The sequence below is a fragment of the Streptococcus sp. ELY_137 genome, assembly GCF_058314515.1.
The window spans coordinates 77,024-93,811 of sequence record NZ_JBZFUL010000006.1 but is presented as its reverse complement, the minus strand read 5'-3'; the positions used below and the strand labels follow the sequence as shown (position 1 = coordinate 93,811).

Annotated in this window: 13 protein-coding genes; all 13 read left to right on the top strand. The window is 43.3% G+C overall.

Annotated features, from left to right (window positions below; all coding sequences use genetic code 11):
• Window positions 1–225 precede the first annotated feature (225 nt).
• Entirely contained in the window at window positions 226–786 is a 561-nt protein-coding gene (locus AC4HAO_RS06220; protein ID WP_491093470.1) for an HAD-IA family hydrolase, read from the top strand.
• Window position 787: 1 nt separating this feature from the next.
• Window positions 788–2,740, top strand: a complete 1,953-nt coding sequence (gyrB, locus tag AC4HAO_RS06215) for a DNA topoisomerase (ATP-hydrolyzing) subunit B (protein ID WP_491093471.1) — start codon at window positions 788–790, stop codon at window positions 2,738–2,740.
• A gap of 310 nt (window positions 2,741–3,050) precedes the next feature.
• Window positions 3,051–4,775 (top strand): septation ring formation regulator EzrA, encoded by a 1,725-nt coding sequence (gene ezrA, locus AC4HAO_RS06210; protein WP_491134907.1) that lies wholly within the window; start codon window positions 3,051–3,053, stop codon window positions 4,773–4,775.
• 233 nt (window positions 4,776–5,008) lie between these two features.
• Entirely contained in the window at window positions 5,009–6,247 is a 1,239-nt protein-coding gene (hflX, locus tag AC4HAO_RS06205) for a GTPase HflX (RefSeq protein ID WP_491093473.1), read from the top strand.
• Window positions 6,240–6,902 (top strand): cystathionine beta-lyase, encoded by a 663-nt coding sequence (locus tag AC4HAO_RS06200; RefSeq protein WP_491093474.1) that lies wholly within the window; start codon window positions 6,240–6,242, stop codon window positions 6,900–6,902. Before hflX ends, AC4HAO_RS06200 begins: the two co-directional genes overlap by 8 nt.
• Before the next feature lie 62 nt (window positions 6,903–6,964).
• The gene (gene rnz / locus AC4HAO_RS06195; protein ID WP_447452064.1) at window positions 6,965–7,894 is read left to right on the top strand and encodes a ribonuclease Z; all 930 of its coding nucleotides are present in this window, start codon (window positions 6,965–6,967) and stop codon (window positions 7,892–7,894) included.
• A 2-nt stretch (window positions 7,895–7,896) separates the two neighbouring features.
• Window positions 7,897–8,664: an SDR family NAD(P)-dependent oxidoreductase gene (locus AC4HAO_RS06190; RefSeq protein ID WP_491134906.1), complete on the top strand. Its 768-nt coding sequence runs from the start codon at window positions 7,897–7,899 to the stop codon at window positions 8,662–8,664.
• Window positions 8,661–10,871 carry a single-stranded-DNA-specific exonuclease RecJ gene (gene recJ, locus AC4HAO_RS06185; protein WP_491134905.1) on the top strand — a complete coding sequence of 737 codons (2,211 nt, stop codon included), beginning with the start codon at window positions 8,661–8,663 and terminating at the stop codon, window positions 10,869–10,871. The genes AC4HAO_RS06190 and recJ overlap by 4 nt, the downstream gene beginning before the upstream one ends.
• Window positions 10,872–11,289: 418 nt before the next feature.
• Entirely contained in the window at window positions 11,290–11,835 is a 546-nt protein-coding gene (locus tag AC4HAO_RS06180) for a GNAT family N-acetyltransferase (protein ID WP_491134904.1), read from the top strand.
• Between the two features lies 1 nt (window position 11,836).
• The gene (gene spxR / locus AC4HAO_RS06175; RefSeq protein WP_447452068.1) at window positions 11,837–13,117 is read left to right on the top strand and encodes a CBS-HotDog domain-containing transcription factor SpxR; all 1,281 of its coding nucleotides are present in this window, start codon (window positions 11,837–11,839) and stop codon (window positions 13,115–13,117) included.
• Window positions 13,118–13,246: 129 nt separating this feature from the next.
• Complete coding sequence (locus AC4HAO_RS06170; RefSeq protein ID WP_491093478.1) at window positions 13,247–14,107, top strand: methionyl aminopeptidase; 861 nt, start codon at window positions 13,247–13,249, stop codon at window positions 14,105–14,107.
• Between the two features lie 3 nt (window positions 14,108–14,110).
• Window positions 14,111–15,091 (top strand): YihY/virulence factor BrkB family protein, encoded by a 981-nt coding sequence (locus tag AC4HAO_RS06165; protein ID WP_447452070.1) that lies wholly within the window; start codon window positions 14,111–14,113, stop codon window positions 15,089–15,091.
• A gap of 239 nt (window positions 15,092–15,330) precedes the next feature.
• The gene (pepV, locus tag AC4HAO_RS06160; RefSeq protein WP_491134903.1) at window positions 15,331–16,740 is read left to right on the top strand and encodes a dipeptidase PepV; all 1,410 of its coding nucleotides are present in this window, start codon (window positions 15,331–15,333) and stop codon (window positions 16,738–16,740) included.
• Window positions 16,741–16,788 lie beyond the last annotated feature (48 nt).

Here is a 16,788-nt window from a genome sequence, read left to right as displayed (position 1 = left end):
AGCTTTCCCAGACCTTACAGGCTAATTTTCTTTAAGTCATTTAACGGCTCAGTAACTCATATATAGAAAACACGGTAAAGTAATACTAAGAAAATGCGGGCTTATTTTGGTTCAAAACAATGTGTCGTCATGGACAGCAAAATGGGCTGGGAAGTCCCTTGAAACAAGGGTTTAATACCTACAAATCAGGTGCAAAAACGAGAGAAATATGCTATAATTAAGATTATGAAATTTCATGATTATATTTGGGATTTAGGGGGCACTCTGCTTGATAACTATGAAATCTCAACGCAGGCTTTCTGCCAAACACTTAAAGAATTTGGTGTTGAAGCTGATCACGACCAAGTCTATGCGAGGCTTAAGGTTTCAACAGAAGCTGCTGTCGCTCACTTTATTCCCAATCACCCTACTTTTTTGGCTCGTTACAAGGATCGCGAAGCTAAAGCATTAGCAGCTCCTATTTTATTTGCAGGAGCTGAGGAGTTGCTGGCGCAAATTGTTGCGGATGGCGGTCGAAATTTTTTGATTTCACATCGAAATCACCTGGTCCTAGATATTTTGGATAAGGCAGCTATTGCCCAGTATTTTACTGAGGTGGTGACCAGTGAGAGCGGCTTTGCTCGAAAGCCTGATCCGGAATCCATGCTTTATCTCAAAGAAAAATATAGTATGACAAACGCCCTTGCCATCGGGGATCGGGAGATTGATCGGCAAGCAGCACAAGCAGCAGGGATTGACGCCCTGCTATTTGATGGCACAAAACCATTATTAGAAACGGTAGTGTAGAATGACAGAAGAGAATAAAAACAAAGACGCATTAGCGCAGGAATACGATGCTAGCCAAATCCAAGTTTTGGAAGGTTTAGAGGCTGTAAGAATGCGCCCGGGTATGTATATTGGGTCCACCTCCAAGGAAGGCCTCCATCATCTGGTTTGGGAAATTGTTGACAACTCAATTGATGAAGCCTTGGCTGGTTTTGCCAGCCATATTGAGGTCTTTATTGAAGCAGATAACTCCATCACTGTTACTGATGACGGCCGTGGTATTCCTGTTGATATTCAAGAAAAAACGGGTCGTCCTGCAGTAGAAACTGTCTTTACGGTTCTTCACGCTGGCGGTAAGTTTGGCGGCGGCGGTTACAAGGTTTCTGGTGGTCTACATGGTGTCGGCTCTTCCGTTGTTAATGCTCTGTCCACATTTCTGGAAGTGCGCGTCCATAAGAATGGTCACATTCACTTCCAAGAGTACAGACGAGGAGTTGTTGTTGATGATTTGAAGATTATTGGTGATACTGAACGCACAGGTACGACAGTCCACTTTGCACCGGATCCAGAAATTTTCACCGAAACAATCGAGTTTGATTTTGACAAATTAGCTAAGCGAATTCAGGAGCTGGCCTTTCTCAATAAGGGGCTAAAGATTTCAATCACGGACAAGCGCAGTGGTCAAGAACAGCAAGAGGATTACCATTATGAAGGTGGGATTGTCAGTTATGTTGACTATCTCAATGAAAATAAGGATGTGCTTTTTGAAAATCCTATCTATACAGATGGTGAGTTGAATGGCATAGCCGTTGAAGTAGCCATGCAGTATACGGGAACTTATCATGAAAATGTTCTTAGTTTTGCCAATAATATCCATACCCATGAAGGCGGTACTCATGAACAAGGCTTTAGAACAGCTTTAACACGTGTCATCAATGATTACGCTAGGCAGAATAAACTGCTCAAGGAAAAGGATGATAACCTCTCTGGTGAGGATGTTCGAGAAGGGCTGACTGCTATCGTTTCTGTCAAGCATCCTAACCCTCAGTTTGAGGGGCAGACCAAAACCAAGCTAGGAAACTCAGAAGTAGTAAAGATTACCAATCGTCTCTTTAGTGACGCTTTCTCCCGTTTCCTCTTAGAAAATCCTCAGGTAGCTAAGAAAATCGTGGAAAAGGGGATCTTAGCTTCCAAAGCTAGGATTGCTGCTAAACGTGCCCGCGAAGTAACACGCAAGAAGTCTGGTCTGGAAATTTCTAACCTGCCAGGTAAGTTGGCGGATTGCTCATCTAATAATGCTAGCCAAAATGAGCTCTTTATTGTTGAGGGGGACTCAGCCGGTGGTTCTGCTAAGTCGGGTCGCAATCGCGAATTTCAAGCGATTCTGCCTATTCGCGGTAAAATTCTTAATGTTGAGAAAGCCAGCATGGACAAAATCTTAGCTAATGATGAAATCCGCAGCCTCTTTACTGCCATGGGAACTGGCTTTGGTGCTGAGTTTGATGTCAGCAAGTCGCGTTATCATAAGCTGGTCATCATGACCGATGCTGATGTTGACGGAGCCCATATCCGGACCTTGCTCTTAACCTTAATCTATCGCTTTATGCGTCCAGTACTGGAAGCGGGCTATGTTTACATTGCTCAGCCACCTATCTACGGTGTTAAGGTCGGAAGTGAGGTTAAAGAATATATTCAGCCGGGTTCTGATCAGGAAACAAAATTACAGGAGGCCCTAGAACGTTACACACAGGGGCGCTCTAAACCAAGTGTCCAACGGTATAAAGGACTAGGAGAAATGGATGACCACCAGCTTTGGGAGACAACCATGGATCCTGATAACCGCCTGATGGCCCGTGTCTCAGTCGATGATGCAGCAGAAGCAGATAAAATTTTTGATATGTTGATGGGAGATCGTGTTGAGCCTCGCCGTGAATTTATCGAAGAAAATGCCGTTTATAGTACTTTGGATATTTAAAAGACTGGAATTCCAAGTGAAAAAGTGTGGGAAAGAACCTGATTTTTATAACAGATCACTTTCTCACGACTGTAGTTGCCTGCTTGTATCTACTGTTTCCTAATACTAGATTTAGATAAATAGAGTAGGGTATTTCCAAACTGATAAACGCCACAGAATATTTCTGGAGAGTGGTATAGACGGACATGATGGCACCACCCTCAATTAAGTTAGAACTTTTTTTGATATGTCCTTGGAACTATGATATAATGGGGCGTACTATGTGATAATGTGAAGGTGCTCAGTGCCTTCGACACTTAAAGGAGAAAACATGTCGAGCGGAATTGTAGTACTGATTGTAGCTGTTGTCCTTGTGGTCATCGTCGGCTACCTTATCGGTGTTATTCTAAGAAAACGAAACGACCTGCGACTGGTTCAATTAGAGGAGCGTAAGCAAAAGTTATTTGACCAGCCGATAGCCCAAGAGTTGGAGAAGGTCAAGAAACTCAACTTGATTGGTCAAAGTCAAACGACTTTTCGTGAATGGAACCAAAAGTGGACGGATCTTACCTCTAATACTGTCAAAAATATTGAAGCCAACCTAACTGAAGCTGAAAATCAGAATGATTCCTTCCGTTTCTTGAAGGTCAGAAATTCGATTGGAACTATCGAAAGTCAGTTGGATCTAGCTGAAGAAGATATCGCAGCGGTTCAGGAAGCGCTAGAAATCCTACAGGATCAAGAGGATAAGAATAGTGCACGTGTTAAGCATGCCTTGGATCTTTACGAAGATCTAAAAAGCAGCATCGAAGATAATGCCGATAATTTCGGGACCACCAAGAACGAGATCGAAAAACAGCTCAAAAATATCGAAGCAGAATTTTCACAGTTTGTTACACTCAATTCAACCGGTGACCCTGTCGAGGCAGCTGAAATCTTGGACAAGGCAGAAGAACATACCATTGCTCTCGGTCAGATTTCTGAAAAAATTCCAGCGATTGTCGCCAAATTAGAGGATGATTTTCCAGATCAGCTGGACGATTTGGAGTCTGGATACAGCAAGCTGTTAGAGGCACATTACCATTTCCCAGAACGCAATATCGAACGGCGCTTTCAGGATATTCGTGAGTCAATCAGCAGCAATGCTGATGGCCTAGTTACCTTAGATCTGGATCGAGCTAATGATGAAAATGCCGAAATTCAAGAAAAGATTGACAGTCTCTACGCTATTTTCGAGCGCGAGATCGATGCCAACAAACAGGTTATGAAAGACAGCAAAGTTCTGCCTAAATATCTGGAACATGCTAAGCACAATAACGATCAGCTTGAAAAAGAAATGGCGCGTCTCAACCATCTCTATATCATTGAGGACAATGAGACCCTCAGCGTTAAAAACTTTGCTAAAGAATTAGAGACCATCGAGCAAGATACGATTCCAGCGATTGAGAACTTTGATACACAAGAAAAACCATATTCAGAGCTCAAGGTTATCTTTGATGAAGCGCTTAAAACCTTGTCGACAGTGGAAGAAGGCCAAATTGAACTCGGCGGAGAGCTCAAGAGTATTGAACGTATCGAAAATGAATCTCGAATCAAAGCTGATGATTACATCAACCAGCTTCATGTTATTAAGCGTTTTATGGAAAAACGCAATTTACCAGGTATTCCGCAGGATTTCCTCAGTATCTTCTTCACAACGAGTGAGCATTTGGAAACCCTTTTAGATGAACTGAATAAACACCGCATCAATATTAACTTGGTAGCACGTTTGACCGAATCTGCAGGCTCTTCAATGGATCTCCTGCTTGAAACAACCTACCGTGTGGTGCAAAATGCTACTCTGACAGAACAGCTCCTCCAATACTCCAACCGTTATCGGAGTTTTGAGCCAGCTGTCCAAGATAGTTTTGAAATTGCTCTGCGTCTATTTGAAAAAGAGTATGACTACAAATCATCTTTTGAAGAAATCTCATATGCCTTGGAAATGGTTGAACCAGGCGTAACCGATCGCTTTGTATCATCTTATGAGAGAACACGCGAAATTATTCGCTTTTAAAGTAGATAGTTAAACAGAGTCGAGCCATTGTGTTCGGCTCTGTTTTGCAACTATGAAAGAAAAGTCTTCTCCGCCTATTATCCCTACTTTCATAGGTACTGATAGGTGTTGTTTACAAGGTAAAGAACCTCAAAAAGTGCGATGAAATTTAAGAGCTATTAAGCAAAAAACACCCTGTTTTGTGATATAATAAAATTCCGTGAGTGAGGGAAAATTAATTGAAAGGGGCACCTATGTTCGAGACAGCAGACAGGCCTGAACGTGTGATTTTACTTGGTGTCGAATTGCAAGAAACAAAAAATTTCGACATGTCCATGCAGGAGTTGGCTAGCTTGGCTGAAACAGCAGGTGCTCAGGTTATTACTGTTTATTGTCAAAAACGGGAGCGTTATGACAGCAAGTTGTTTATAGGTTCAGGGAAATTGGCTGAAATTGCGGCCATGATTGCGGCTGACGAGATTAATACTGTCATTGTCAACAACCGTCTAACCCCTAGACAAAATTCAAATTTGGAAGCAGCTTTCGGTGTTAAAGTCATCGATCGTATGCAGTTAATCCTAGATATTTTTGCCTTGCGTGCTCGCAGTCATGAAGGCAAGTTGCAGGTCCATTTGGCTCAGCTCAAATATATGCTGCCGCGCTTGACTGGTCAGGGTGTTATGCTTAGTCGACAGGCTGGTGGTATTGGCAGTCGTGGTCCGGGTGAGAGCCAGTTGGAACTCAACCGACGCTCTATCCGTCATCAAATTGCTGACATTGAGCGCCAGTTGCAAGTGGCGGAAAAAACTCGCTCAACCGTACGAGAAAAGCGCCTGGATTCTTCGGCTTTCAAGATTGGCTTGATTGGCTATACTAATGCTGGTAAGTCCACCTTGATGAACAGGCTAACGGATAATCGTCAATATGAAGCCGATGAATTATTTGCGACTTTGGATGCAACGACGAAACAGATTTATCTTAAGGACCGTTTTCAGGTGACTCTGACCGATACTGTGGGCTTTATTCAAGATTTACCAACAGAGTTAGTGGCGGCCTTTAAATCGACCTTGGAGGAGAGTCGCCATGCTGATTTGCTCTTGCATGTCATTGATGCTAGTGACCCCAATCATGCCGAACAAGAGGCTGTTGTTCTATCAATTTTGGAGGATTTGGGGATGCAGGATATTCCAAGGCTGGCTGTTTACAATAAAATGGATCAAACTGACCAGCTAGTGGCAACAGCTTTTCCAAATATCCGTCTCTCCCTCAAGGAGAAAAATAGTCGACAAATACTACGTCGACAAATTTTGGACGAGGTTGAGCAGCTTTTTGTGCCATTCTCACTTAAAATAGGTCAGAACAAACTTTATAAGCTATATGAATTAAGCAGGGTTGCTCTGCTTGACCCTTATGAGTTTGAAGGTGAAACTACTACAATTACAGGTTTTATCGCTGAAGAAAACAAATGGAAGCTGGAAGAATTTTATGACTGATGTGATCGATTTAGCTCTTAAATATGGTGGTTTTACGAGTTTAGATAAGGTTTACCTGACAACAATTTTATCCCAGCTGACTCCGGAAAAACAGCAATTGCTAGTGACACCGCCGCCTAGCGTCGTCAATGCCTATTTTTCTGAACTCTACCAAAAGCAGGGACCAAAGGCTGCTACAAATTACTATTTTGAACTTGCTAAGGCTTTTGGCTGGTTGACGACCTCTCAGCCTTCATTTACACATGAGCAGCACCCTTTTGTGCGCTTGAATCTGTCTGGTCAGTCTTTCGGTTTTGTTTATGAAACAGATAATGAGACTGCTCAGGTATTTTCTGAACAACCAATCAGTGCAACTGGTGGTCTTTTGATGGAATTAGCACAGATTTTTCCCCACTATAAGGTTTATCGAGAAGGCGATGAAATAAAAATGCGGCCGCTTATCTTTGATGAGGAAGGTAAGAAAGAGTTGGATTTGTTAGCATCGGATGTTCTTTTAACAAGTGCCTTTCGCCTCAAAGGAGGAATTATCAAGGTTTCGGGCTACAATGCGCAAGAAGTTTTAGATGTAGCTGATAACTTAGTTTCAGGGATAGATAAAGCTATGCTTTACTACGGCTTTCAGCAAAGAGAATGCACGATTTATATACAAGAATAGATTAGAAAGAGCCAGAACTATAGGGCTTTAGCCAGCCGATAGTATGGTTATTGGGATTTAGTATGGAACTACAATTTTTAGGAACAGGTGCAGGTCAACCCGCTAAAGCGAGGAATGTCTCAAGTCTAGTGCTAAAGCTCCTTAATGAAATCGATGAAGTCTGGATGTTTGATTGCGGTGAAGGAACCCAGCGCCAAATTTTAGAGACCAATATTAAGCCGCGTAAGATTAGAAAGATTTTTATTACACACTTGCATGGAGATCATGTTCTCGGATTGCCTGGCTTTTTAGCCAGCCGATCTTTTCAGGCTAGTGAAGAACAGACTGATCTTGATATTTACGGTCCAGTGGGGATTCGGAGTTTGGTTCTGTCCAGTATAAAGGCGACGGGAACGCGGCTCCCCTACCGCATTCATTTTCACGAATTTGATGGCAAGTCGTTGGGACAAATTTTAGAAACGGATAAATTTACAGTCTATGCGGAGAAGTTGGACCATACTATTTTTTGTGTAGGGTATCGTGTAGTCCAAAAAGATCTGGAAGGGAGTCTGGATGCAGATGGTTTAAAGGCTGTAGGTGTTCCTTTTGGTCCCTTGTTTGGCCGAATTAAGAGTGGTCAAGATATTGTATTAGAAGATGGCAGAACAATCACCGCCAAGGACTACGTATCTCCGCCACGTAAGGGTAAAGTGGTAACCATTTTAGGTGACACCAGAAAGTGTCATGCTAGTGTGCGTTTGGGCTTGGGAGCTGATATCTTGGTTCATGAAGCGACCTATGGCAAGGGAGATGAGCGCTTGGCTAGAAATCACGGACACTCTACTAATATGCAGGCTGCTCATATTGCTAAGGAAGCATCAGCCAAACGTCTTTTAATGAACCACATCAGCGCTCGCTTCCTAGCTCGCGATGTTCGTCAATTAGAAGCAGATGCTCGAACCATCTTTGAAAATTGTAAGGTAGTTTGGGATTTAGAAGAGGTAGAAATTTAACCATGGGAAAGAGTCGTATTATCGCTGTGACAGGAGCTTCTGGGGGATTAGCAGAGGCTATCATCAATCTTTTACCTTCTGATGATAGCGTTATTGCCATAGGACGCAATAAAGGAAGACTGGACCAGCTCTATGCTGGCAAGCCACAGGTTCGTACTTTTAGTTTGGATATCCATTCAGACAGTCAGGTGGCTGCCCTAGTTGACCAACTCTATCTGGAATATGGCCGTATTGATATTTTTATCAATAATGCAGGCTTCGGAGAGTTCAAAAGCTTTGATCAATTTGACTCTGAGACCATTCGAGAGACTTTCGATGTCAATACTCTGGCTACTATTAACTTTTCCCGTCTGGTCGGTGCTAAAATGGCTCAGCAAAGGAGCGGTCACATCATCAATATTGCCAGTATGGCAGGGAAGCTGGCCACTATCAAGGCTAGTGTCTACGCGGCAACCAAGTTTGCTGTTATCGGCTACTCCAATGCTTTGCGTCTGGAATTAGCCGATAACAATGTCTATGTAACAACGGTCAACCCCGGTCCTATATCGACTAAATTTTTCGACAGGGCTGATCCATCAGGCGGCTATCTCCAAGCAGTAGAGCGCTTCAGCCTGACGCCTCAACAAGTAGCAAAGAAGATTATCAAAAGTCTGGGTGAAAACAGGCGCGAGCTCAATATGCCCTTTGCAATGGTTCTTTCTGCTAAATTTTACGCTTTATTTCCTAAAATGGCTGATTTTCTTTCGAGAAAGGTTTTCAATTACAAATGATTTCGTCAAAATATGACTGGACTATAATCGAACAGGCTCCCAGCGAGTCCTTTTTAGAACAGGCACATAAAAAAGGTTTAGATGACACAGCTGCCAAAATTCTTTTTGAGCGAGGCATCCATACTCAAGATAAGCTTGATGACTTTTTAGCCCCTGATCTATCCCATTTACATGATCCCTATTTGCTCCATGATATGGAAAAAGCTGTATCTCGGATTCGCCGAGCTATCGAAGATAATGAAGCCATCCTAGTCTATGGTGATTATGATGCTGATGGAATGACATCGGCTTCTATCGTGAAGGAAACCTTGGAGATGATAGGGGCTGAAAATCTGGTTTATCTGCCCAATCGTTTTACAGATGGATATGGGCCCAACCTCAGTGTCTACAAATATTTCATTGAACAGCAAGGAATTTCGTTGATCGTGACCGTTGATAATGGTGTGGCTGGACACGAGGCTATTGGCTATGCCCAAGATCAGGGGGTAGATGTCATCGTGACTGACCACCACTCGCTGCCAGATGAATTGCCGGATGCCTATGCTATTGTCCACCCTGAACATCCGAAAGGGAATTATCCTTTTAAAGACTTAGCTGGCTGTGGTGTAGCTTTTAAGTTAGCCACAGCTCTCTTAGAAGGTATTCCCAATGAACTTCTTGATTTAGTGGCAATCGGAACGATTGCTGATATGGTTAGTCTGACTGATGAGAATCGGGCTTTAGTAAAATATGGCTTGCAAGTCTTGGCTCAGACCGACCGCATTGGTCTACAGGAATTAATGCATGTGGCTGATATTGATTCTAGCAGCCTTAATGAGGAGACTGTTGGTTTTAAGATTGCTCCCATGCTCAATGCTCTCGGACGTTTGGATGATCCTAATCCCGCAATTGAGCTTTTGACCGGTTTTGACGATGAGGAAGCTCATGATATCGCCCTCATGATTAAGGAGAAAAATGAAGAGCGTAAGGCCTTGGTTCAAACCATCTACGATGAGGCAATGACAATGATTGCTCCTGATAAACCAGTTCAAGTTTTAGCCAAGGAAGGCTGGCATCCTGGTGTTTTAGGTATTGTCGCGGGGCGTATCTTGGAGAGCCTCAACCAACCGGTTATCGTTCTTAACATTGAAGCTGGCAAAGCCAAGGGGTCGGCTCGCTCAATTGAAGCTGTCAATATTTTTGCAGCATTGACGGATCACCGAGATATTTTTGAGGCTTTTGGCGGACACGCAGGTGCAGCAGGCATGACTCTGCCAGCAGAAAATTTGGAAAAGCTTAGCCATATCCTCTGTGACTATATCGCTGACAATCAGATTGACATGTCTAGCAAAAATAATTTGACAATCGATGAAGAGCTGCACTTATCCAACTTAGATTTTGATACTATTAAAAGTTTAGAACAACTGGCTCCTTTTGGTATGGATAATAAAAAACCTGTTTTTTGGTTAAGGAATTTCAAGGTGCTGCAAAGTCGAACTATGGGACAGCAAGGTGCTCATCTTAAACTTAAATTAGCCCAAGACGGTGCAGAATTTGACCTTGTTGCTTTTTCACAGGGTGACCGAGCTCAAGAATTTGCCCAAGCTAGCCGTCTTGAATTAGCCGTTACCTTATCAGTCAACACTTGGAACGGTAATACCAGCCTCCAGCTTATACTAGTGGATGCCCGAGTTGAAGGAATCCAGCTGATTGATGTGCGCTCAAAATCAGCCAGCCTGCCCGATCAGGTGCCGGTTCTAACGGAGAATAGCAGCAGTGATATTGTAGCAGTGGTTGACCTGCCAGAAGATCCGTACCAGCTAAAGGCGCTTTTCAGCGGCAAGGCTTTTCAGGCGATTTATTTCAAAAACCACATTAAGCGTGCTTACTATCTAACTGGTTATGGAACTCGAGAACAGTTTGCCAAACTTTACAAGACCATCTACCAGTTTCCGGAATTTGATGTCCGCCATAAATTGGCTGACTTAGCAGAGTATTTGAAAATCCCTGATATTTTATTGGTCAAGATGATTCAAATCTTTGATGAACTAAATTTTGTCACGATTGATGATGGGATTATGACAGTCAATAAAAACGCTCCAAAACGTGCTATTGCTGATAGTCAAATCTATCAAGACCTAGTAGCTCTGGTCAAATACCAGGAACTGATGGCGCTGGGAACACCGCAGGAAATCTATGACTGGCTGATGTCTGACAGCAGTAGGTAAAGGAATCAGTTAAGAAGTTATATCTCTTGTTGCCCCTTGTATTAGTCCCAATAGCATTTAAATGTTCTTTGTCTATGGTTTTGCTTTGGAAAATGATCAGCTTTGAGCTATAACGTCTTCTTATTGCTGTTTGAATCATAGAACTTTTAAAACAGTATTGGAATACCAAAAAGGTCCTCGCTTTCTGGATAATCAGGAAAATGAAGGGCCTTTTTTAGGCTCTTTGTCAACTGTAGTGGATAAACCCCACTAGAATTATAGCGCTTTATCACACTAGTCTGAACTCATTCTAGCTTTGAACACCGATAAAAATAGTAGCAGGAGCTCGCTTCCGATTTTTCTGGCTCCGAAAACAGCTGTATTAGCAGGTTTCTAGTCCTCCATTGACTTGCCTCTAGAAAAACTGTACTATAATAGCATGGATATTTGGACAGTACTTGGGCAGTATGCTCAGTTGGAAACAAGGCGACTCTGGCTGCGTCCCTTCCGATTTGAAGACCGTGAAGATTTTTTTGCGATTGCCCATAATCCCGACAATCTAGCCTTCATCTTCCCCTTGCAAGCTAGTCAAGCTGAAAGTGATTATATCTTAGTCCATTATTTTATGAAGGAGCCGCTGGGTATTTGGGCGATTGAGGATAAGGCCAGTAAGAGAATGATTGGAGCTATCCGCTTAGAGAATCTCAACCTAGCCAAGCACCACGCTGAAATTGGCTATTTTATCAATCAGGATTTCTGGGGACAGGGATTGGCTACCGAAAGCTTACAAAGTATTGTTTTTTTGGCCTTTCAAGAGTGTCAATTGCGCAGTTTATCCATCATTACCCATCAGGAAAATCTAGCCAGTCAAAGGGTAGCGCAGAAGGCCGGGTTTAGACTAGTTAGGCGTTTTAAGGGGAGCGATCGCTACAGTCACAAGATGCGAGATTACTTAGAATTTCAGCTAAGGGCAGGTGAGAATTAGTATGACCAAGCACCAAGAAATTTTAGAATACTTAGAGGCTTTGCCGATTGGCAGACATGTCAGTGTACGCAGTATTTCCAATTATTTATCAGTTAGCGAAGGAACAGCCTATCGTGCTATTAAGGAAGCAGAAAACCGAGGCTTAGTTGAAACCCGTCCCCGCAGCGGCACTGTTCGAGTGGAGCAAAAGGTCAAAGTTCGCTTGGAAAAGCTGACCTATGCTGAAATTGCAACAATATCCGAATCAGAAGTCGTTGCAGGGCATGCAGGCCTTAAGCATGAGTTTAGCCGCTTTTCTATCGGTGCTATGACACGAGAGAATGCTGGTCGCTATCTGGTTAAAGGGGGACTTCTGATTGTTGGAGACCGCGAGGAGATTCAACTGCTGGCTCTAGAAAATCACAATGCTATTTTGGTAACAGGGGGCTTTGCCGTATCGGATAAGGTTTTATCCATGTCCCAAGAACAGGGGATCCCCGTTATGGTAACAGCCTATGATACCTTTACAGTAGCGACCATGATTAACCGTGCCCTATCCAATGTTCGTATCAAAACTGATATCAAAACGGTAGCGCAGGTTTATACTCTCAAGTCCAACTATGGTTATCTCAATCCTGACAACACTGTGAATGATTATCATCGCTTGGTCAAAAAGAGTAACCACGTTCGCTACCCCATTATCAATAATCTTGGTCAGGTAGTGGGTGTTGTTAGTATGCGCGATGTTGCTAATCAAGAGTCTATAGCTAACCTTTCTTCTGTTATGACCAAGCCGGTAACCACCAAACCTGAGACAAGTCTGGCGACGGTTGCCCAGAGGATGATTATGGAAGATTTTGCTATGTTGCCGGTTGTTGATGATGCCAACCTATTGCTTGGCGTCATCACCCGAAAGCTGGTCATGGAAAATTTGGAAGAACTAAATCATGATGGCCTGCATACGCTTAGCGATCAGATTACGGCTAGCCTCAAACAGGAAAATGGTTACTTCAGTTTTAAAGTGGAGCCAGCTATGATTGATAATGCCGGCAATCTAACCAATGGTATTCTGACAGAAATTTTGAAAGAGTCAGCCATGCGCCTCTTATCTCTCAATCGCAAAAAAAATATCTTTATTGAGCAAATGATGATATACTTTTTACAGGCCGTTCAAATCGATGACCAATTGCACCTGAAACCGCGAATCGTTGCTAAAAATCGTCGCAGTGCGACTGTCGATGTAGAAGTACGTTGCATGGATCAGGTTATCTGTAAAGCGGTTATCTCAAGCAGGGTAACTTAAATCGAACACACCTACATTCCTGCGGAGTTAGGTAAATACCGCTCGATTCTTAATGGATCGTCACTCCATTTTCTAAATTCTTTTGGAGTGTTTAACAGCTTTATATTTAGTAAAAGGAGAAAAACATAAATGATAACACTCAAATCAGCACGTGAAATTGAAGCCATGGACCGCGCAGGTGACTTTCTTGCCAGCATCCATATTGGTCTGCGTGACCTGATTAAACCAGGCTTAGATATGTGGGAGGTTGAAGAATATGTTCGCCGCCGCTGTAAAGAAGCCAATGTTCTCCCCTTACAAATTGGAGTGGACGGACAACTAATGGACTATCCTTATGCGACCTGCTGCGGTCTTAATGATGAAGTTGCCCACGCCTTCCCGCGTCACTACATCTTAAAAAAAGGTGATCTGCTTAAGGTGGATATGGTACTGAGTGAGCCCTTGGATCAATCAATTCTTGATGTTTCTAAGTTGGACTTTGACAACACTGCTGAGATGAAAGAATATACAGCACCCTATACTGGCGGTTTAGCTGATTCTTGCTGGGCCTACGCTGTGGGTGATGTATCACAGGAGGTCAAGGATTTGATGGATGTGACCAAGGAAGCTATGTATTTGGGAATTGAAAAGGCCGTTGTTGGCAATCGTATTGGCGACATCGGTGCTGCTATTCAGGAATACGCAGAAAGCCGCGGGTATGGTGTTGTTCGTGATCTGGTCGGCCACGGTGTTGGTCCGACCATGCATGAAGAACCTAATGTTCCTCATTATGGCAAGGCAGGTCGCGGCCTGCGCCTTAAAGAGGGAATGGTGCTTACCATTGAACCCATGATCAATACAGGTACTTGGGAAATTGATACGGATTTAGAGACTGGCTGGGCTCACAAAACGCTTGATGGTGGTCTGTCTTGTCAATATGAGCACCAATTTGTTATCACCAAAGACGGTCCTGTTATCTTGACCAGTCAGGGAGAAGAAGGAACCTATTAAGACATGAAGAAAAAATTCTTGGATAGGCTGGTGGATAAGCTCAACTATCCTCCCCTACAAGTCTATCTCAAGCATTACCGCAGCGCTGAGATAGACTTATCCAGTATCGCTGTGGCCTATTACCTGCTGCTGACCCTCTTTCCCTTGGTAGTGATTGCAGCCAATATTTTCCCTTATTTTGACATTGACTTGACAGACTTTCTAGTCTTCCTGCGCCAGAATCTTCCAGCTGAAATCTACAGTTCCACTGCGGGAATTATTCGCAATCTCTTTGCCTATCCTTCCAGCAGTGTCCTTGGAATAGCTACTTTAACAGGTTTTTGGACGATGTCGCGCAGTTTGACCTCCTTGCAGAAGGCCTTTAATAAGGCTTACGATGTCAGTCAACACAGAGATTTCGTCATTGGTCATATGATTGGTATCATTGCTAGCTTCTTTATCTTCTTTCTCTTGACCTTTGCCCTCTTGCTGTCAGCCTTGTCAGATGGGGTTTATCAGTCATTGCGGCAAAAATATGACTTGCCAGCGGGGATTGTGCGCCTGCTTTTGCACGCTAACCGTCCCTTGATGATTTTCGTCATTGTTATTGGCCTGATAACTCTTTATTTTATCCTGCCTAATGTCCGTATTAAAAAGCTGCGTTATACTTTGCCGGGAACGATTTTAAGCTCCATTGTCATGATCTTCATGACCGGTTTGGTAGGAGACTATGTAACCCGAACTTTTAACAATCTGATCGATATCAAGGTGTTTGGTTCCATCATTATCTTTATTATCATGTTTTGGTTTGTGATCTTAGCGCGTATTCTAATCACAGGTGCTGTCCTCAATGCGACAGCTCAGGAGCTTCTGCAGGGTGAAATGGAGGGTCGCCGCGGCGACGTTCTTACCTTTTTACAGTCCTTTGGCGATCATGAAGAAGATAGTGATAGAAGTTCGTACAAAGAAGACAAGTCAGCCAATCCATTTGATGATGAAGAATAAGACATAAATGGGACAAAGTACATTTGTTATGATGATTGGAAAGAGGGACTTGCCAGCTCTTTTTCCATCATGAGCCTATCTGTGGTCATGAATTTTGATGACTACGGCTGCCGTTTTAAGCTGTTATAACGAGGTTGAATGCTCTTTCAGCCTCGTTTTGCTTTGCGAATTTTACTCTCTTTAGTCGCCATCGCATTTGTGCTATAATGGGGGCACTATGGGAAACAAAGGAGAAAGATATGACTGTAGATTTTAAAGCAGAAGTAGATAAGCGACGCGACGATATGATGACGGATTTGTTCAGTCTCTTAGAAATTAATTCCGAGCGCGATGACAGTCAGGCTGACAAGCAACATCCATTTGGACCGGGACCTGTGAAAGCTCTCAAGCATTTTCTAGCTATGGCTGAAGGTGATGGCTTTAAGACACGCAATATCGATAACTATGTCGGTGATTTCGAGTTCGGCGAAGGGGAGGAAACTCTGGGAATCTTCGCCCATTTGGATGTCGTACCAGCAGGATCGGGCTGGGATGGCGATCCTTATAAGCCCTTTATCAAGGATGGTAAACTCTATGCACGCGGATCCTCTGATGACAAGGGACCAACTATGGCTGCCTATTATGCTCTTAAGATTATCAAAGAGCTGGGACTCCCAGTCTCTAAAAAAGTCCGCTTTGTCTTGGGAACAGATGAAGAATCAGGCTGGGGCGATATGGCTTATTATTTTGCCCATCCGGAGGTTGAGAAACCAGATTTTGGTTTTGCGCCAGATGCTGAATTTCCTATTATCAATGGTGAAAAGGGTAATATCACGGAATATCTCCACTTTTCGGGCCAAAATAATGGAGACTTTATCTTGCACCAGTTTGCAGGCGGCCTTCGTGAAAATATGGTACCAGAATCAGCTACAGCTCTGATTTCAAGTCAGATCAGTCTAGCTGATTTGCAAGAAAAGCTGGCATCCTTCTTGAAGAACCATCCGCAGATTTCAGCTTCGGTTGAAGCACAAGGAGATCAATTTCGCATTCAGGTTACTGGCAAGGCTGCTCACGGTTCTACACCTGAGGAAGGTCTCAATGGAGCTACTTATCTGGCAATTTTCCTCAATCAATTTGATTTTGCTGGGGCCGCTCAGTCCTTTATTGCTGTGAGCGCCACTGTTCTTCACGAGGACTTTAAGGGTGAAAAATTAGGTCTAGCTCATACAGATGAAAAAATGGGCTCCTTATCAATGAATGCAGGTGTCTTTACATTTGATGCAGCTTCTGATGATAATATTATCGCACTCAATTTCCGTTACCCGCAAGGCACCGACGCAAAAAGGATTCAAGCAGGGCTGGAAAAGCTAGATGGTCCTAATAAAGTCACACTTTCTGAACACGAACATACACCTCATTATGTTCCCATGGAAGATCCCTTAGTTAAGACGCTTTTGGATGTCTACGAAGAACAAACAGGACTCACTGGTTACGAACAGATTATTGGCGGCGGGACTTTTGGCCGTCTCTTGGAGCGCGGTGTGGCTTTTGGGGCTATGTTCCCAGATTATGAAAATACCATGCATCAGGCAAATGAATTCGCAGATGTTGAAGATCTCTACCGCGCCTGCGCAATCTATGCCCAAGCTATCTATGAACTGATCAAATAGAGGAAAGTAGTAATCCTTGAGATTTAAGGGAGTGGGAAAAAGCCCAAA